Origin of the sequence: Paenibacillus sp. FSL H7-0690, assembly GCF_037980415.1 — a bacterium.
GTDB classification, from domain to species: Bacteria; Bacillota; Bacilli; order Paenibacillales; family Paenibacillaceae; genus Paenibacillus_AQ; species Paenibacillus_AQ odorifer.
Genome location: NZ_CP150281.1, coordinates 6,057,821 through 6,076,241, shown reverse-complemented (window position 1 = coordinate 6,076,241; position 18,421 = coordinate 6,057,821). Strand labels below are relative to the sequence as shown.

General features: G+C 44.3%; 16 protein-coding genes. 12 read left to right on the top strand and 4 right to left on the bottom strand.

Annotated elements, in window-relative coordinates:
* From MHI32_RS26695 to MHI32_RS26670, 6 genes are all read left to right on the top strand, one after another.
* Nucleotides 1-3,669 (top strand): response regulator, encoded by a 3,669-nt coding sequence (locus tag MHI32_RS26695; protein WP_340012774.1) that lies wholly within the window; start codon nt 1-3, stop codon nt 3,667-3,669.
* A 79-nt stretch (nt 3,670-3,748) separates the two neighbouring features.
* On the top strand, nt 3,749-4,615 hold the full coding sequence (locus MHI32_RS26690) for a protein-glutamate O-methyltransferase CheR (RefSeq protein WP_051491113.1): 867 nt from the start codon (nt 3,749-3,751) through the stop codon (nt 4,613-4,615).
* 21 nt (nt 4,616-4,636) lie between these two features.
* The gene (locus MHI32_RS26685) at nt 4,637-6,307 is read left to right on the top strand and encodes a response regulator (RefSeq protein WP_076128677.1); all 1,671 of its coding nucleotides are present in this window, start codon (nt 4,637-4,639) and stop codon (nt 6,305-6,307) included.
* 96 nt (nt 6,308-6,403) lie between these two features.
* Nucleotides 6,404-6,742, top strand: coding sequence for an STAS domain-containing protein (locus tag MHI32_RS26680; protein ID WP_076128675.1), 339 nt, complete (start codon nt 6,404-6,406; stop codon nt 6,740-6,742).
* An 18-nt stretch (nt 6,743-6,760) separates the two neighbouring features.
* Nucleotides 6,761-7,216, top strand: a complete 456-nt coding sequence (gene rsbW / locus MHI32_RS26675) for an anti-sigma B factor RsbW (protein ID WP_036680217.1) — start codon at nt 6,761-6,763, stop codon at nt 7,214-7,216.
* A complete protein-coding gene (locus MHI32_RS26670; RefSeq protein ID WP_076128673.1) occupies nt 7,213-7,983 on the top strand; it encodes a sigma-70 family RNA polymerase sigma factor in 771 nt (256 codons plus the stop codon). Before rsbW ends, MHI32_RS26670 begins: the two co-directional genes overlap by 4 nt.
* Nucleotides 7,984-8,172: 189 nt before the next feature.
* Here the strand turns inward: MHI32_RS26670 and MHI32_RS26665 are convergent, their stop codons facing one another.
* From MHI32_RS26665 to MHI32_RS26655, 3 genes are all read right to left on the bottom strand, one after another.
* A complete protein-coding gene (locus MHI32_RS26665) occupies nt 8,173-8,505 on the bottom strand; it encodes a DUF5665 domain-containing protein (protein ID WP_036680215.1) in 333 nt (110 codons plus the stop codon).
* 148 nt (nt 8,506-8,653) lie between these two features.
* A complete protein-coding gene (locus MHI32_RS26660; protein WP_076128671.1) occupies nt 8,654-9,151 on the bottom strand; it encodes a YtxH domain-containing protein in 498 nt (165 codons plus the stop codon).
* Between the two features lie 252 nt (nt 9,152-9,403).
* Nucleotides 9,404-11,164, bottom strand: a complete 1,761-nt coding sequence (locus MHI32_RS26655; protein WP_340012773.1) for a glycoside hydrolase family 13 protein — start codon at nt 11,162-11,164, stop codon at nt 9,404-9,406.
* Between the two features lie 452 nt (nt 11,165-11,616).
* On the opposite strand from MHI32_RS26655, the gene MHI32_RS26650 reads away from it, so the two are divergent.
* The 4 genes from MHI32_RS26650 (at nt 11,617) to MHI32_RS26635 (ending at nt 16,436) form a co-directional block, all read left to right on the top strand.
* On the top strand, nt 11,617-12,966 hold the full coding sequence (locus MHI32_RS26650; RefSeq protein WP_340011365.1) for a maltose ABC transporter substrate-binding protein: 1,350 nt from the start codon (nt 11,617-11,619) through the stop codon (nt 12,964-12,966).
* Nucleotides 12,967-12,984: 18 nt separating this feature from the next.
* Nucleotides 12,985-14,292 carry a sugar ABC transporter permease gene (locus MHI32_RS26645; RefSeq protein ID WP_076128669.1) on the top strand — a complete coding sequence of 436 codons (1,308 nt, stop codon included), beginning with the start codon at nt 12,985-12,987 and terminating at the stop codon, nt 14,290-14,292.
* The gene (locus MHI32_RS26640; RefSeq protein ID WP_076128667.1) at nt 14,289-15,125 is read left to right on the top strand and encodes a sugar ABC transporter permease; all 837 of its coding nucleotides are present in this window, start codon (nt 14,289-14,291) and stop codon (nt 15,123-15,125) included. Before MHI32_RS26645 ends, MHI32_RS26640 begins: the two co-directional genes overlap by 4 nt.
* 306 nt (nt 15,126-15,431) lie before the next feature.
* The gene (locus MHI32_RS26635) at nt 15,432-16,436 is read left to right on the top strand and encodes an asparaginase (RefSeq protein ID WP_340011364.1); all 1,005 of its coding nucleotides are present in this window, start codon (nt 15,432-15,434) and stop codon (nt 16,434-16,436) included.
* A 131-nt stretch (nt 16,437-16,567) separates the two neighbouring features.
* Here the strand turns inward: MHI32_RS26635 and MHI32_RS26630 are convergent, their stop codons facing one another.
* The gene (locus tag MHI32_RS26630; RefSeq protein ID WP_036680203.1) at nt 16,568-16,792 is read right to left on the bottom strand and encodes a DUF1128 domain-containing protein; all 225 of its coding nucleotides are present in this window, start codon (nt 16,790-16,792) and stop codon (nt 16,568-16,570) included.
* Nucleotides 16,793-16,935: 143 nt separating this feature from the next.
* Between MHI32_RS26630 and yyaC the strand changes: the two genes are divergently transcribed.
* Together yyaC and MHI32_RS26620 are read left to right on the top strand one after the other, a co-directional pair.
* Entirely contained in the window at nt 16,936-17,460 is a 525-nt protein-coding gene (gene yyaC, locus MHI32_RS26625) for a spore protease YyaC (RefSeq protein WP_256717065.1), read from the top strand.
* Nucleotides 17,461-17,568: 108 nt separating this feature from the next.
* Complete coding sequence (locus MHI32_RS26620; RefSeq protein ID WP_340011363.1) at nt 17,569-18,375, top strand: alpha/beta hydrolase; 807 nt, start codon at nt 17,569-17,571, stop codon at nt 18,373-18,375.
* The last annotated feature ends 46 nt before the right edge of the window (nt 18,376-18,421 follow it).

Below are 18,421 nucleotides of genomic sequence, written 5' to 3'. Positions count from 1 at the left end.
ATGAAAATAAAGGCTAAACTCTTAATTGGTTTTAGTGCGATGTTGGCGATTATGCTGGCACTTACTATGATTGGATACGATCGTTTGGATTATATGAATGGTCAGCTTGAGGGTTACCAGGATAGATATATGAAGGGTCGCTCTTCTTCAGGTATGCGTGGAGAAGTGAATGATATGGCGCGCATATTAACGACGACCATGTTAAGCGCGGATACATCAACGGTAGAATCACAAAAAAAAGAGATTGATAAAAAAATAGCTAAGGCGAATGAGCACTACGACAAAATAAAAGAATCAATGACTAGCGCTGAAGAGATGCAGATCGTTAATCAAATTGATGATTCTTATACGATCTATCTAAATTATCAGGAAAAAATATTGAAGCTGCTATCAGCTGGTTATTTCCAGAATGCCAGCACGTATTCTAACACAGAGGGACAAGCGATTCAGAATGCCGTGTTAAATGCTCTGAACAGTCTCTCTGATTATAATGCCTTTATTATGAATGAAGAGAGCGCAAAAGCTAAAGATGCCTATCAAAGCTCTACTCAGATGGTCATCTTGATGATGATTGTGGGCCTGCTACTTGGACTTGGAGTTGTTCTATGGATCATTCCAAGCATTACGCGGGGGCTTAATGTCGTTTCGATGATGATTACCAGCTTTGGCAACGGCAGAATTCGGGCCATAAGGCGCATAAAGGTTACTTCGAAAGATGAGATTGGTGAGGTTGCCCTTGTCTTTAAGAAAATGGCGTTAGATCTTGAAGAGAAACAGCAAATGGAACAGGCTTATGCACAGGCACAGAATGATCAATCCTGGCTGAATGCAAATGTTGCTCAGGTGACAGAACTTCTCCGGGGGGTTAGCTCATTGGATCAGGTCTCACAGACCTTTATCAACGAGTTCACCCCTGTGCTCGGAGCCCAGTTTGGAGCTGTGTATTTGAAGGATGCTAATCGTCCCGATTTTTTACGAAGCAGTGGTTATTATGCAGTAGATAACGATAAGAAACCAAAGGAAGGTTTTTTGATTGGAGAAGGGCTTGTAGGACAAAGTGCGCTTGATATGCACCCAATCAGATTGGAGCGGGCTCCTGAAGATTATATCTCCGTGAAATCCGGCTTTGTGGATTCACAGCCAGGATATATTTCCATTCATCCGCTTATTTTTGAAGACGAGCTGCTCGGTGTAGTAGAATTCGCTTCATTCCAGCCATTTAGCAGTCTGAAAAATGATTTGCTGCAACAACTTGCGAATAATTTAAGCATTATTTTCAATAATATTAGTCGTCGTCTGATTGTAGAGAAATTACTGCGTGAGTCACAAGCACTTACGGAAGAACTGCAATGTCAGTCAGAGGAGCTGCAGACTCAGCAAGAAGAACTGCGTCGTTCTAATGAGAACTTGGAAGAGCAGACGGACGCGCTTAAGCGTTCAGAAGAACTGCTGCAACGCCAGCAGGAGGAACTGGAGCATTACAATACGGAACTCGTCGCCAAGACTCGTGCACTAGAGGAACAAGTGCAGGAGGTCGAGGAGAAAAAAGATGAAATTGAGCATGCTAAGGTTCAGCTAGAGAAACAGGCTATGCAATTATCCGTGACTAGTAAGTATAAATCGGAATTTATGGCGAACATGTCCCATGAATTGCGGACGCCGCTCAACAGTCTGCTGATCTTGTCCCAGCTGCTTACCGAGAACAAAGATGGTAATTTAACGGAGAAGCAGGTTGAATTTGCCCATACGATTTATATGTCAGGTGCTGACCTGCTTAAAATGATTGATGAAATTCTCGATCTATCCAAGGTTGATGCAGGAAAAATGGAACTGAATCATGAAGAAATTAAACTGACTGAGCTGAAAAGCTTTGTGAAGCAGAATTTTGCTCCGCAGGCGATCAAAAAAGGACTCTCCTTACGGATAGCCTTTAACGAGCCGCTGCCAGATAGCGTAATTGCCGATAGTCACCGGTTGAAGCAGGTTTTAAGAAACCTGCTTTCCAATGCCTTTAAATTTACAACCGAAGGTTTTATCGAGTTTTCAGTTAGCCCGGCAGATAATAATCTCTTGCCACTAAATCTGCCGAGTGATAATGAATATATTGCTATTGCTGTGAAGGACAGTGGCATTGGTATTCCGGCTGACAAAACAGATATTGTATTCGAAGCCTTCCAGCAGGTAGACGGAACAACCAGCCGTAAATATGGAGGCACGGGGTTGGGATTGTCGATCAGCCGTGAATTGGTTCGTATAATGGGTGGCGCTATCGTGCTCGAATCCCGTGAGGGACAAGGCAGTACCTTCACTTTATATTTGCCGGTGAAGGCAAATTACAGTAAACAACGTGCAGAAATAGAAGCTGCGGTGTCCAAAGAGGATTCCACATATGATGAATATATTGGAGACATGCTTCCAACCTTAGTGCCAGCAGCAGTTAACGTACCCCTTCCACAACTGACAATTGAGGATGACCGTGACAATTTGACGGCGAATGACAAAGTCCTGCTTATTATTGAAGATGATGAAAGCTTTGCGAAAATCTTGTTAGACATGGCTCGTGGGCGCAGATTTAAAGGTTTAGTAGCGCTTCAAGGCGATATAGGACTGCAGATGGCAAAAACTTATTTGCCAGATGCGATCATTCTCGATATACAGCTGCCTGTAATGGACGGCTGGACCATTCTTAGAGAGCTGAAAAGTGCATCTCAGACCCGTCACATTCCTGTTCATGTTATCTCAGTGAACGATGAAGTGAAGCAAGGATTAATGATGGGAGCTATGGCGTATCTTAGAAAACCATCTTCAAGAGAAGCATTGGAGCGGGCTTTCTCACAAATTGAGAACTATACGTCCAGCACAGTGAAGTACCTTCTGATTGTTGAAGATGATGAGATTCAACGTCGTTCCATTATGGAATTGATCGGTCACGATGATGTAGCTATCACCGCGGTATCAACCGGCAATGAGGCACTGATGGAGCTGCGCAAGCAGAGATATGATTGTATGGTTCTGGATCTTATGCTTGGGGATATGAACGGCTTTGAATTGCTGGATCAGATTCGTGATGATGAAGAATTAAATGATCTTCCTATTATTATTTATACAGGTAAGGATTTAGATGGCAAAGAGGAGACACAGCTCCGCAAGTATGCTGAATCCATAATTATTAAGGATGTTCGTTCTCCGGAACGACTACTGGATGAGACAACGTTGTTCTTGCACCGGGTAGAAGCCAATCTTCCGGAAGATAAACGTAAAATTTTGCAGAAGCTGCATAACAAAGAAGAGTTATTCGAAGGGAAGAAAATACTGCTCGTCGATGATGATATTCGTAATGTTTTTGCACTCTCTAGTGTACTGGAAGAATACCACATGGAAGTGAAGTTTGCGGAGAATGGACGTGAAGCGCTGGAAATGCTGGTAGAGCAAGAAGATTTTGATCTCGTGCTTATGGATATGATGATGCCGGAAATGGACGGATATGAAGCTATGCGCCGAATCCGTGAAATGCCGCAATATCAGAAACTGCCTATTATTGCGCTTACCGCCAAAGCAATGAAAGAGGATCGCGCCAAATGTATTGAAGCGGGAGCTTCTGATTATATGAAGAAACCGATCGCAACAGGTCAACTTCTTTCGTTAATGCGTGTCTGGTTGTATTCGTAAACTCATATTTGGGGTAATACCTTTTTAAGAACTAACATGACTAGAATTAGGGTGTGTTAATAAGGGAGTCGGGATAACAATGAAAGCGATAGAACACGGATATGAGGAGCAGCCCGTTATGGTAGGAAGTGACGAGTTGGAGCAAATTGAGATCGAGCTGCTCCTTGATGGAGTACACCGTTTATATGGATATGATTTCCGGAATTATGCGTTGCCTTCTTTGAAGCGACGTATCTGGCATCATGTGCATGCGGAGAATGTACACAGCATATCCGCGCTGCAAGAAAAGGTGCTGCATGATCGTGCCTGTTTTGAACGATTTGTCTATAGTCTCTCCATTCCGGTTACCGAAATGTTTAGGGACCCGGGGTTATTTTTAACGTTTCGCCAGAAGGTAGTTCCGTTGTTGAGGACTTATCCCTATATTCGTATCTGGCATGCTGGATGCTCCACTGGTGAAGAAGTATACTCTATGGCCATCCTGCTTCATGAAGAAGGGCTTTACGATAAGGCTCGGATTTATGCCACAGATATGAATGAGCGTTCTTTACAGCAGGCTAAGGAAGGCGTCTATGATATTAGCAGAATGAAGCAATACACTAAGAATTATTTGGAGGCGGGAGGTACCCGGGCATTCTCTGAATACTATACAGCGAAGTATAACTCGGTTATTTTACAGCCATATTTACGCAAAAACATTATATTCGCTGAGCATAACTTGGCTACAGATACTTCTTTTAATGAGTTTAATGTTATTTTCTGCCGCAATGTGATGATCTATTTCAATGATGAGCTGCGGGATCATGTTCACGGCTTGTTTCATGAAAGTTTAAGTCGTTTTGGAATACTTGTTCTAGGCTCTAAAGAATCCATTCACTTTACGAAGTACAGCGATTGTTATGAGTCTTTGGACAGAGTAGAAAAAATATACCGTAACATAAAATAACGCATGAAGGAGGGTGGTCCTATGGGGTTTCAAGAACCAATTCATATACTACTAGTAGATGACCGTCCTGAAAATCTGCTGGCGCTGGAGGCGGTACTTGAAAGCCAGCATTATGAGCTAGTCAAAGCCACCTCCGGCGAAGAAGCGCTGCGGTGTTTGTTAAGGTATGATTTTGCTGTCATCGTACTGGACGTGCAGATGCCAGGTATGGATGGGATCGAGACCGCAAAGTTGATTAAAGCCAGAGAAAAAACAAAGGAAATTCCGATTATCTTTATCTCTGCGAATAGTAAGGAAGCGGAGCATTTATTCGCGGGCTATTCTGCAGGGGCTATTGATTATATGGTCAAGCCCTTCATTCCACAAATTCTGAAGTCTAAGATACAAGGTTTTGTCGAGATGTATATTACGAGCAAGAAGCATCAGACTCAGACCATGCTGCTGCAGCAAAAGACGAAAGAACTGGAAATCATAAATAGTGAACTCGTAAAGGCTAAGGAAGAGGCGGAGATCGCCTCCAAAGCGAAGTCGGAATTTCTGGCTATGATGAGTCATGAGATTCGTACACCAATGAATGGCGTAGTGGGTATGATTGATTTATTAATGGAGACTGACCTTGCTCCTGAGCAGAAGGAGTATTCTGAGATCATTCGGAAAAGTGCAGACACGTTGATTACGGTGATAAACGATATTCTTGATTTCACCAAAATGGAATCCGGTAAAATGGAAATCGAAGAGCAGCTGTTCGAACTTCGCACATGTATTCAAGAGGTGTTCAGCCTCTTTTCGGTGGAAGCGGGAAAAAAGAACCTGGAGCTCGCTTATTTTATCGATCAGAAGTTGCCTAGACTTTTATATGGAGATATGGCCCGTTTACGCCAAGTATTAATTAATCTGATTGCTAACGCAGTTAAATTTACGAATCAAGGCGGTGTCTATTTAGTCGCTTCCATCAAAGAAACATCTGGGAACAAGGTAGAAGTCGAGTTCACGATCATGGATACAGGGATTGGTATTTCTCCAGAGAAATGCGACCGATTGTTCCAACCGTTCTCACAGCTGGATTCTTCAATGACACGCAAATACGGGGGGACAGGGCTTGGTTTAGCCATATGTAAATCCCTTGTAGGCATGATGGGCGGAGAAATACGGGTAGAATCCATGGAGCAAAAAGGAGCTACCTTTATTTTTACGATACAAGCATCCGTACCTGGAGAAGATTTGACAGGAGGTTATCAAGAAGAGGAATCGCCTCATCTTCTTCTTAATCAGGAGAGCAGAAGCCGAATCCTTGTTGTAGATGACCATCCTATCAATCAGCGTCTGATGGTTAGCATGCTAGATAAGCTCGGCTATGAAGCTGATATGGCTGAGGACGGGAAACAGGCTGTGCAAATGGCGCTTAAGCAGCCCTATGATTTTATCTTTATGGATCTCCAAATGCCAGTAATGGATGGCCTGGAGGCAACCGCTCAAATCCGTCGAGAAGGCGGTCCGGCGGCTGAGAAGACTATTATTATTGCAATGACTGCGAATGTCATGGATGGCATCCAGAATCGCTGTAAAGCCTCAGGAATGGATGACTATATCAGCAAGCCACTTAAGATGAGTAGTATTAAGCAGATTATCTCTCGGTATTCTAGCAGCGATAATCGGATGGTTGAAACAGATACATCTATTTTTCAGGCGTAACCCAAGATTTACTAGTTTATATTTTAATGTTATTTGTTTCAAAGGTAGGACTATGAGGTTATTAATATAGAAAATATTTATCAGGAGAGATCGTCTATGAACACGCATAAAAGTAATAAGTTTCACGCTAAGACAGAGACAAAAGAAAGTGTATGTACGGTTTTCCTGAATGGTGAACTTGATCTATCCGTGGCTTCCGATTTCCGTTTGGTAATGGAGCCGCTTGTAGGTGATACGAAGCATGATTTAGTAATAAATCTTAAAGAATTAAAATACATCGATAGCACGGGTATTGGTATTCTACTTTCGATCCTGAAATCAAGACAAGGTATGGACGTTAAGTTTATGGTTGAGGATGTTCCTCCCCAAATTCAGAAGCTGTTTGACATGACTGGTATTACCAAGTTTTTTGCCTCCCAAGAGAATTCCCACTAGGAAAGGATAGAACAAAGAATGAGTGATGATGTGCAAAAAGTAATTCTTCAGCTGCCGGCTAGCGCAGAGTATGTGGATATTGTTAGGTTGAATTTATATGGTATTGCTTCAAAAATGGGCTTCACCTACGAAGATATTGAAGATATGAAGGTAGCTGTATCAGAGGCGTGTAACAACTCAGTATTGTACGCCTATGGACAACAAGACGGAATGGTTGATGTAATCTTTGAGGTGGGTGAAAGTGCCCTATCCATTACAGTCAAAGACGAGGGGGAGAGCTTTGACGGTTTGGAAGACTCGTCCAGTGAGCGTATGACACTGCATGATAAAGAGTTAAGTGACGTTCAGGTCGGCGGTTTAGGGTTCTACTTAATGCAAGCGTTGATGGATGACGTGAGCGTCGTAAGTGAGGCCGGAAGAGGGACGGTAGTAACTTTGAAGAAGCACCTTAACTTTAGCGAGGAAAAGGTATGAGTGATAAGGTGACTCCCCCCGAGTCCATGAATGAAGCAGTCACCCAAATTTGGGAATATCAGCAGACTAAGGATAATGAACGCGCAACAGTGCTGATTAAGAAATATGAGCCTATGGTAAAAATGGCTGCTGGAAAAATTTCTCGCAACCGCCCCGACTTGTATGAGGATTTATATCAGGTCGGGCAAATGGCGCTCATCCGGTTATTACAGCAATATGATATTAGCCTTGGAATCCCTTTTGAGCCCTATGCGATGAAAAGCATGATTGGACATATGAAGAATTTCCTACGTGATAAATCTTGGTACATACAGGTACCTAGACGGATTAAAGAAAAGGGAGCACTTGTTCAACACGCGATTGACGAACTAACAGTGAAGCTGGAACGTTCGCCTGCGGTGGATGAGATTGCTCATTATCTTGATTTGTCTGTTGAAGAAACTGTAGAAGTACTGGCGGGCAGAGAATGTTATCATTACGTCTCCCTAGACTCGCCCCTTTCTCAAGAGGAGACAGGAGCCACACTAGGCGAGCTGATCAGCTCTGACGCAAATGATTACGAGACCGTAGAGAAACGTATGGATTTGCAACAAGCACTAGGTCAATTGAAGGAACAGGAGCAGCAGGTGCTGCTGTTAGCGTTCCAAGATGGACAATCCCAGCGGGCGATCGCCCAGAAGCTGGGGGTATCACAGATGAGCGTTTCACGCATACAGAAGCGGGCCACTGAGAAGTTAAAGCAGATTATGGCCAACTCTTCCTATTGAGTTCCTGTATGGGTAATATACATTTTCGACGATAAGGACATGCCTCTCTCCGCTGACTGGAGACCCGCATGTCCTTTATTTGTATACTGTTGTAGACTTATTCCCCCGCTTGTCCGTCCAACCTAGAGGATTAGACGGACAAGCGGGGGAAGCGGTCGATAGTTGGGGAATAGATTGATAGTCTTGCGGTTAGCTATTAGCATCAATGTATTTTTTAATTTCGCCAAGATACTCTCCGATTACTGGAACATTAAGAAAAAGACTAAGAATGTAGCCTAATAAACCAAGGACTACAAATGTTCCGAGAGATAGTCCAAGTCCCCGAGATATACCGGCCATCAGGTTTGTGATGATTCTTTTTTTCGGATCTGAATAGTTGTCGAGAATGTCTTTGAATTCTGATTTTTCCAGTGAGTGAGCGATCTTATCAAGACGACTGTTTAAGCGTTTTACTTCATGTCGCAACTCGAAAGGATGTTCATCAATTTCATAAGGTTTTGTTTGGTTATTTGAATCTGCCATGCGCCATCCCTGCTTTCTATAGCCCGAACGGGCATTAATTAAATGTCTAGTTGTATCTGCTGATGTGAATAAAGGTGTAACTAAACAACAGCCAGCTGCGGTCAGCTGGCTGTTGTTTGTTAAAGTGATAGCTGTATGATGCCGCAGATTAGTAATTGGATTTATAGGAGGATTTTACATCCTCTTTCGCATCCTTAGCCTGATTGGCAACCTCTTTAGAGGATGCTTTAGCTTCATCAGCTACGTCTTTAGAGGCGTCTTTAACATCCGAGCTTACATTGCTTGAGGCTTCACTTACAGTGTCACCAATTTTACTTCCAGCCTCTTGAAGAGTGGCGGCAATTTGTTGTTTGCTGTCACTGACAGTGGTATAGATATCAGAAGCTTTATCTGACACCGTACTAGCCAAATCGGTTGCTTTTTCGCCAACGGTTGTCGCAATAGCTTTGGTTTTGTCAGTTACGGCACCAGCAACTTCTTTGGTCTTGTCTGTAGCTTGAGAAAGTTTATCTGACAGATCACTGCGCATTTCACGACCAGGCTTTGGTGCAAATAGCAGGGCTGCTGCGGCACCAATTAAGCTACCAATAAAGATACCTTTTAATAAGCTGCTTCCGTTCTCTACTTCATGTTCTACGTTACTCATCACCAATCACTCCTTATAATTTATCTTACTTCGTATATAAACTTTGGCGTATGGGCTGAAACAGTTGAAGAGCAAGGGAGAGATTACGGGAGTTTAAGGGAGGATACGGTAACCTAGAGGGCTTTAGGTCATATAAACCGCGTTTTTAAGGCTTTATCAACATTTGTTTATGCGCAAAAAGAAGGCGAAGACAGGCTGTGATATGCAGCATATGTCTCCATCCTTCCACGATTGAATTTATAATGTTACGGATTAATCATTAACGGCTTGGAGTACCGCATAGCCGAATTCAGGCAGATTCAGATGCAGCTGGGATGTGGAGGTTTCAGTCCGCTTCTGCGTCTTTAGGTTTACCCATATCGTGTCTGCTCCGGTTACAGGAATGATGACTTCGGCCATAACATCTTCATTGTTCAATGCGATTATGAACCGGCTTTGTTTGTCCCACCGCTCATATACAAGCAACTTTGGATAACCCGGAATCTCCAGCGCTTTAAATCCACTGCTCCGGAATGCGGGATGAGATTTACGAAGGCTGATCGTCCAGCGATAGTATTCGAACAATTCTTGATTCTGTTTCTGGGAGTCCCACTCCATACATTTTCGGTTGTCCGGATCGTATCCGCCATCCATGCCGATTTCATCGCCATAATAAACACAGGGTGCTCCTTGAAAGGTCATCTGGAACAAAACGGCCAGCTTTAACTTCCTGATGTCACCGCCACAAAGTGTCAGGAAACGAACTGTATCATGGCTGTCTAGCAGATTAAAGGCGGCTTCCGTAATTTGCTGCGGATAATTCGCTAGCATAGTAGCAACCGACTGAGAGAATTGTGCAGCATTGATCTGTCCGTGAGCGAAAAAATTAATTTGAATATTCGTTAGCGGGTAATTCATAACGGCGTCAAATTGATCGCCAAGCAGCCACGGCAAGGAATCATGCATGATTTCTCCTACGAGATAGGCTTCTGGATTAATGCTTTTGATCGTACTGCAGAATTGCCGCCAGAACGAATGGGAGACTTCATTTGCGACATCAAGCCGCCAGCCGTCTATACCGATTTCCTCGATCCAATAGCGGCCTGCATTCAGTAGATATTCTATGACTTCAGGATTCTCAGTGTTGAACTTAGGCATGATAGGCTCAAATGCAAAGGTGTCATAGGTGGGAATTCCGTCGATGACCTGTGGCGGCCACTCGCGTACATGGAACCAATCCGCATAACGTGAAGATTGCCCGTTCGCGAGCAGATCAACAAATGGCGGGAAGGTATGACCGCAATGATTAAAGACACCGTCCAGGATGACACGGATGCCTTTGGAATGACAGGAGTCCACAAGCTCTTTCAGCAATGTATTAGTGCCAAAATTAGGATCGACCAAGTAATAATCTTTTGTATCGTATTTATGATTGGTGGTTGCCGCAAATAAAGGATTAAAATATATAGCATTGATGCCCAATTCACAGAGATAATCCAAATGATCTAGTACACCCTGTAAGTCCCCTCCGAAGAAATTCCGAGGACTCGGCGTGCCGCCCCATTCCAATACATCTGTCGGATCGTTGGTGGCATCCCCATTCGCGAAACGCTCCGGGAATATTTGATAAAATACTGCATCTTTCACCCACGATGGAGGGGAGTGGACATCTTCACGATTCAAAAATGGAAAGTCGAACAAGCCTTCATATACAACAGCAGGTGGCTCTGGATAAAAACCTTTTTCCAAAAAATAAAGAACTTCGTCTTTGTCATAAAGCGCAAAGTAATACGCGAGTCTGCGGTAAACAGGACGGACGGAGGCTTGCCAGTAATCGAACAAGCCGTCAGAAGCGAGGCGCTGCATTGGAATGACCTCATGCGTTTTGTCCCAGCCAAATTTATCTCCACAGAAAAGATCGATCTGTGATACGTTGTCCCGCTTAGTTCTTATGCGAATATGAAGTGTAGACTCATCGTAGGCATATGACCAATTTTGTCCCATACGGTGATAAACGGCTTCCGGTTGAATCATACTCATTTTCCATCCCTTCGGGCATGTAAACGCAAAAAAGGGCCAACCTCATGATTTTCAGAGGTTGAACCCTTGGCGGTTTCATTGCCTTTAAATTTGTCTGCATCTTACCATAACCCTCAAGAGCAAAGCAAGAGGTTATTTCACAAGAATTTACAATATGGAATTTTTAGTATGTGGTAGGGATAAAGAGAAAATAAAAGAAAAGAAAAGATAAACTTTGTTAAACCGTCTTTTTTGGACTTATACTCTGATTGCAATCAAAATTATGGATATTATAGAATGAGGGCGAACGAACTTGATTTTTCATAACACGCATTCAAATTAAAGGCACTGTTACCTGGAAAGGTACAACCTCGGCACTTTGTGCAAATGAGGTTGTACCTTTTTTATATGCTTTTTTTCAATGCGGGTTAGGTTTAATCACTCATGAACGAAGGGGAGATGAGCAAATGAAGAAGAGTAAACGTTCCAAAATGCAAGCGGTAACATTTAGTTTAGTCCTATGCCTGCTGTTAACTTTGACGGTCACCGCATGCGGTTCAGGCAATGGGAACTCCGCATCAAAGCCGAATTCGAGTCCGAATTCCGCAGTGAACGAGCCGGGGGGAACCACAAATGAGACAAATACTTCCGGAGAGAATACCACCGATGAGGAAATGAAACCAGAAGCAGGGGCCAAACTGATGGTCTGGGAAGCCAAGGAGCAGCTTGAGTACATGAAGCAGATTGCTGCTGATTTCGAAAAAGAATATGATGTTCCCGTCACAGTTGAGGAAATGGCAGGTGGTGATCAAGGCGCAAGACTGGCGACGGATGGTCCGTCTAAACTTGCTGCAGATGTGTTGACTCTGCCCCATGACCAGATCGGGCAAGCCGTAAAAGCAGGGCTGCTTTTGCCAAATGATGTTTTTGAGGAAGAAACCAAATCAACGATGGTGGCAACAGCCGTTCAGGCATCGTCTTATGATGGCATTCTTTACGGTTATCCTAAATCGGTAGAAACCTATGCGCTGTTCTACAACAAGGACCTGATTCCTGACGCTCCTAAAACGTGGGATGATGTGATTGCTTTTGCAGATACGTATAACAATCCGAAGGAAAACAAATTTGCAATCATGTGGGAATTCGTCGGATATTACAGCTATCCGTTTATTGGCAGCTTCGGCGGATATATTTACGGAGACAACAATACGAATTTCAAGGATATTGGATTGAACAATGAAGGCACTATCAAAGGATTTACGTTTCTGCAGAGCCTCAAAAAAATTCTGCCTTTGAATGCAGGAGATATCACTTATGACGTGAAAACACAGTTGTTCCAAGAAGGTAAGCTGGCGATGAATATCGACGGGCCGTGGTCCATAGCGGCGTTTAAGGAAAATGTTAACCTGGGTGTGGCGCCTCTTCCAAAGGGACCTGACGGTCAAGACAGTCTTTCTTTCTCCGGTGTCAAATCGTATTATGTCAACTCATATACGGATTATCCGGTCGCAGGCCGTTTGTTCGCACATTTTGCAAGCAACAAGGAGAATCAGCTTAAGAACTTTGAGATGACGGGAGCGATTCCTGCGAGTATAGAGGCTGGAGAAGCGCCGGAAATCAAAGATGACCCTATTATTGGCGGATTCTTCGAGCAATTCCAAAATTCCGTTCCAATGCCTTCCGTTTCAGAAATTAAATCGGTCTGGGAACCCCTAAAAGCAGCGTTTGTGTCCCTGTGGAACGACTCAAATCTTGATGTTAAACAGACGCTGGATCAGACTGTAACCACGATTCAGGCCGATCTGGAGTCGAAGTAAAGGGCAGGTGATTTAACCATGAGGAAAAAAACAGGCGCAGCGCTACTCTCGGCTATTATTCCGGGACTGGGCCAGTTCTACAACCGGCAGTGGCTGAAAGGATTGGTATTCCTGCTGGTGGGGTCTGCTGGAATCTACTATATTGCTCATGATCTGATGGGACATTTGCATGGCTTAATTACGCTTGGTGAATTTCCAAGCCGTATGGTCAAGGTAGGCAAATTAACCCGGATGGTGGAAGGCGACCACTCCATTTTTATGATGATCAATGGTCTAATGGCATTGCTGGCTCTGCTCTTTTATACAGCTTTTCATTTACTGAACATCAGAGATGCATTCCTAGTTGGAGCTGCACGGGACCGGAAAGAGCCCATTCATTCATTCGCTGAATCGCTCAGAGCTATGGGGCGGAGGAATTTTGCCTATCTTGTCCTCGCGATTCCCTTTGTGGCCGTGGTTTTTCTGACGATATTACCACTTGTTTTTTCGGTGCTACTGGCGTTTACGAACTATGCCGACCCGATTTTACCGCCAGCACATCTGGTAGACTGGGTGGGCTTCGGTAATTTTAATAAAATGCTTAGTCTGGATGTCTGGAGTTCCACCTTTGGTGGAGTGCTGACTTGGACCTTGATCTGGGCGGTTATTGCTACTGCGACGACTTACATTGGAGGTGTGCTTATTGCAGTACTTATTCACCAGCCCCGTGTCCGCTGCAAAAAGCTTTGGCGCACACTTCTGATCGTTCCTTTCGCTATTCCCAATATGATTTCTCTGCTCGTCATGCGCAATATGTTCAATAATCAATTCGGACCGATCAATAGTTATTTAAGAGCCTTGGGACTGGAGGGTGTGGCCTGGCTAACCAATCCTTTCTGGGCTAAGGTCACTGTAATTCTGGCTAATATGTGGATCGGCATTCCGGTGACCATGATTCTGGCCTTTGGGGTGCTGACAACAATTCCGAAGGATATGTATGAAGCGGCAGAAGTAGACGGTGCTGGGTCATTTTATAAATTCCGCATGATTACGCTGCCCATGGTATTGTTCGCAACCGCACCTATCCTGATTATGCAGTTTGCCGGCAACATTAACAGCTTTAATGTCATTTATCTAATGACTAACGGAGAACCGGTTAATCCTAACTACCAGTACGCGGGCCACACTGACCTGCTGGTGACTTGGCTTTATAAACTGGCGCTGAACCAGTCACAGTACAGCTTTGCTTCTGTCATCGGGATTGTCATCTTCCTGATGGTCGCGACATTCTCCATCTGGAGCTACCGGCGGACGCGATCCTTTAAAGAGGAGGATATGATTGCATGAAGCTAAGACTGACGGAAGCGTTAAAAACGTTTGGAAGCCATTTATTGCTGATTGTGCTCAGTTTTATTAGTCTTTTCCCAGCTTTCTGGATTATTATGTCTTCTTTCAAAACAGGAAACAGTTTGTTCAGTGACTCATTGATTCCTAAGAATTTCACCTTTGTTCATTACAAGGAACTGTTTGAGCAAACTAAATATTTGTTATGGTTCATGAATACGCTAAAGATTGCGGCGTTGTCTACGCTGCTCGGCACCTTTTTGCTGCTGCTGACTTCGTACGCCATTTCTCGTTATCGATTTACGGGCAGAAAAACTACACTAACCACGCTCCTAGTTCTGCAGATGTTTCCGGGATTTATGGCTATGATTGCAGTTTACGTGCTGCTGAACACACTTGGGCTACTGAATTCTCATTGGGCACTTGTGCTCGTGTACAGCAGCGGTGCTATTATCACGAACGTTTTTGTGGCTAAAGGTTTTTTTGATACGATTCCTAAAAGCTTGGAAGATGCTGCGCGAATGGATGGGGCGAGTCATATGAAAGTATTTCTTTCTATCATGATCCCGTTATCTAAGCCGATGCTCACCTATGCCAGCCTTATGATTTTCAACGGCTGCTTTGTGGATTTTATATTCGCCGACCTTGTATTGCGCACGGAGGATACAAGAACGCTCGCCGTTGGGCTTTACCGGATGGTGAACCAAAGTAACTCAACCGAGTTTACGTTGTTCGCTGCCGGAGCGGTATTGGTCGCTCTCCCAGTCACGCTGCTGTTCATTTTCCTACAGCGTTTCTTGGTGGATGGCCTGACCGCAGGTGCAAGCAAAGGATAAGACGAACTGCGCTACCCTTGTGAGGCTACGCTGAATTCCATAAAAACCGCTTTCTACTCAGAGATCAAGGTTCTGAGAAGGAAGCGGTTTTTTATATTTTATCCGGTTTCTAAAATCTTCTTGGTGGGGACAGGATTGAAGAATAATGAAAATAGGAGTAGAATTCCTCATGGAACCAACACTTAAGGGAGTTTGTAGAGTACTCAAAAATCCCGGAGCACGGGGTTATTTTCTAGCATTATTAAATGTGAATACTAATAAGTCCTTGTGAGTTATAGAGCATCTAGTTAAAAGAGGAGAGAAATCATGGAAACCGTATTAGTACGAGAGTATCGGGCGGATTTGCTGGAATGTGTCCATAGTGGGCATATTGCCATCGCAGGAGAGAACGGAAATTTAAAGGGGTATGCAGGTGATCCGGAATTTGTATCGTTCACCCGTTCAGCTGCTAAACCCCTTCAGGCTATTCCAGGCGTACGTGGGGGGATTGTGGAGCATTACGGCTTTACACCCGCAGAGGTTGCCCTGATGACCGCCTCTCATCGGGGAGAGAGCTACCATGTAGCTGCGCTAGAGAGCATATCCTCCAAGATTGGCATCGATGAGCAACAAATGATCTGTGCAACGAGTTACCCGCTGGATTATTCCAGTAGGGAGAACGCCATTCGTGGTGCGGGCAAAAGAAAGTTCTATCATAACTGTGCGGGCAAGCACATGGGTATCTTATCTTACAGTAAGCTCAAAGGTTTGCCGCTTGAAGAATACTCACAGCCGGAGCAAACGGTGCAGCGTGAGATTATCGACACCATTGCTTATATGGCTGGTGTGGCCCCAGACAGTATCGGTTTAGGTACGGACGGATGCGGGCTGCCGGTATTTGCTCTGCCTCTGACCGCCTTGGCGACGGCCTATTTGAAATTAGCCAATCCGGATTTGATTGCAGATGAAGCTACTCGCAAAGCGGTTACTACTATTACAACGGCAATGAATGCTTATCCGGAGATGGTTTCTGGATCTGGTCGCCTTGATTCTATTCTTTTGGAAGATGATAATATTATTGCTAAGGGTGGATTTAAGGGTGTGTATTGCTTCGGCTTACGCCGTGAGCGACTGGGGATTGCCTTCAAGATTCTGGATGGGTCGGAAGAAGAGTGGGGACTTATTGTACAGGGAATTTTAAATCAAATTGGTTATAGTCAGAAAAATACCTTGGAAAAGCTGCGCAATGCATTTTCAGGCGTGATTTACAATGACGGGGGTACACGAGTAGGCCATGCGGATACTGAGTTCAAGCTTAATTTCATAAAGTAGGATCATATAAAAAGAGCCCTTCGACTACGAATCCATCTTCTGGATACGCAGCGAAGGGCTTTTTTCTACGAGAAGCGGTGGTCATCTTTAAAGGACGGCAACATTGGTTCTTCTTGTAATAAGGAGAACTATTATTTATGACGTAGACGGCCGAGTTCGGAGACGAGTGCTTCCACCTGAGAAATACTCAGTCTGTCGCTGCCCATGGCTACCTCATATACATCATAGATATCTTCATAATGATCTACTGAAAAAGCGGAGGCTTGCATCGCCGCGGCACTGGCCATTTTTAATTTGTTTTTGATAGCCTCGATCATATACTCAACATTTTCCTGACTAGGCTTTGTTAAATCCATTAGGTTAAAACATCCTCTCTGTATACTGATTCATGTATTTTACCATGTTTGGCAGCTTGACCACCATTTTTTTGTCGGGTTCCCTGAAATCATGTTAAATTAAAGGCATGAGATCAAAAATATCATCGAAGGGAGGAAATGTATTGGCAATCAGAGAACAGGGAAGCGGAAAACGCATTAAAATGGACGATGCTGGATTAGTGTCCTTTTTCATGGAAATAGCTGCTCTGCATTCCGCCGAGGAAGTCACGTTCCTGTGCATTGGAACAGATCGGTCTACAGGAGATGCACTCGGTCCGTTGACGGGCAGCAAACTTGTGGAACATGGCTTCCGACATGTAATCGGTACGTTGCCGTTTCCTTGCGATGCAGATAATTTGGTGGCCAGAGTGGCTGAGATTCCCTCCGGGCATATTGTAGTTGCGGTAGATGCTTGTCTGGGTCCTCCGATCGCGCTTGGATATTACTTCGTTTCGAGTGAGCCACTGCAGCCTGCACAGTCGGTGGGGGCAAATCTTCCGGCCGTAGGTCACTATAGTTTGGCGGCCGTTGTAGATATGAATGGCCCGAAACCCTATAGAACGTTGCAGACCACTCCACTGCATAGAGTGATGGTTATGGCAGAACATATCGCTATAGCGGCAGCAAAAGGATTCGGACTCCAGTAGTACCCATTGGGCACTTAAAAATAAGTTGTCCGTTTCAAGGCGGGCTGTTTTGCTTAATAATAGATATTAGACACATTATCTTAGTATTCTAGAAAGAGGGAAGCAGCCATGGAAAGAGTTCGTTGTGACGGAAGCAATATATGCTACAGTGATCAGGGGAAAGGCGAAGTTATTGTATTGCTGCATGGCTTTTGTGGAAGCGCTGAATATTGGGAACAAGTCATTCCTGTCTTAAGCAGCGGCTACCGAGTGATTGCTCCCGATTTACGTGGTCACGGAGCTTCGGAAGCTCCATTAGGACCTTATAGTATTGAACAAATGGCAGATGATGTTTTGGGTCTGTTAGATTCGCTGGAGATTGCTGAATGCATCATGCTTGGTCATTCGCTTGGCGGATATATTACGCTATCGTTTGCTCAGCGTTATGCTTCTCGATTGAAAGGCTTTGGATTAATTCATTCTACTGCTTATCCAGATAGTGAAGAAGCTAAGGAAAAACGACTGAAGAGTGTCAGCGCGATTCAAAATGAAGGGATTACTCCTTTCGTAGACAGCTTCGTACCAGGATTGTTTGCTGAAGCAACCCCTTCTGCATCTCCACAGCTGCTGGAGCGCGCTAAAGAAATCGGCTACAAAACGCCTCCACAAGGAGCGGCAGGAGCTGCACTGGCGATGCGTGAGCGTCCAGATCGACGGGATGTAATTACGGCCACTACGTTGCCGGTATTGCTTGTTGCTGGCGAGCAGGATGGATTGATTCCTGCTGAACGAACCTTTACTGCGGATAAACCGAATATAACGCAAGCAACGATATCGGGTGCAGGCCACATGAGTCTTTTTGAAGCTCCTGAACGATTAGCCGAGATCATAAAGGATTTTGTTCAGGCTTCCGTTTTAGACAATAGCCGCGTATAAAAAATCATCTACAAAGAGGCAGCACGGCGCCATTATGGCGTGTGCT

Coding starts and splice junctions, on each gene's coding strand:
- MHI32_RS26655 (WP_340012773.1), bottom strand. CDS start 11,164: ATGATTCAACCGGAAGCCGTTTATCACCGTATGGGACAAAATTGGTCA.
- MHI32_RS26685 (WP_076128677.1), top strand. CDS start 4,637: ATGGGGTTTCAAGAACCAATTCATATACTACTAGTAGATGACCGTCCT.
- MHI32_RS26630 (WP_036680203.1), bottom strand. CDS start 16,792: ATGGATTTAACAAAGCCTAGTCAGGAAAATGTTGAGTATATGATCGAG.
- MHI32_RS26650 (WP_340011365.1), top strand. CDS start 11,617: ATGAAGAAGAGTAAACGTTCCAAAATGCAAGCGGTAACATTTAGTTTA.
- MHI32_RS26670 (WP_076128673.1), top strand. CDS start 7,213: ATGAGTGATAAGGTGACTCCCCCCGAGTCCATGAATGAAGCAGTCACC.
- MHI32_RS26665 (WP_036680215.1), bottom strand. CDS start 8,505: ATGGCAGATTCAAATAACCAAACAAAACCTTATGAAATTGATGAACAT.
- MHI32_RS26680 (WP_076128675.1), top strand. CDS start 6,404: ATGAACACGCATAAAAGTAATAAGTTTCACGCTAAGACAGAGACAAAA.
- MHI32_RS26635 (WP_340011364.1), top strand. CDS start 15,432: ATGGAAACCGTATTAGTACGAGAGTATCGGGCGGATTTGCTGGAATGT.
- rsbW (WP_036680217.1), top strand. CDS start 6,761: ATGAGTGATGATGTGCAAAAAGTAATTCTTCAGCTGCCGGCTAGCGCA.
- MHI32_RS26645 (WP_076128669.1), top strand. CDS start 12,985: ATGAGGAAAAAAACAGGCGCAGCGCTACTCTCGGCTATTATTCCGGGA.
- MHI32_RS26620 (WP_340011363.1), top strand. CDS start 17,569: ATGGAAAGAGTTCGTTGTGACGGAAGCAATATATGCTACAGTGATCAG.
- MHI32_RS26640 (WP_076128667.1), top strand. CDS start 14,289: ATGAAGCTAAGACTGACGGAAGCGTTAAAAACGTTTGGAAGCCATTTA.
- MHI32_RS26660 (WP_076128671.1), bottom strand. CDS start 9,151: ATGAGTAACGTAGAACATGAAGTAGAGAACGGAAGCAGCTTATTAAAA.
- MHI32_RS26690 (WP_051491113.1), top strand. CDS start 3,749: ATGAAAGCGATAGAACACGGATATGAGGAGCAGCCCGTTATGGTAGGA.
- MHI32_RS26695 (WP_340012774.1), top strand. CDS start 1: ATGAAAATAAAGGCTAAACTCTTAATTGGTTTTAGTGCGATGTTGGCG.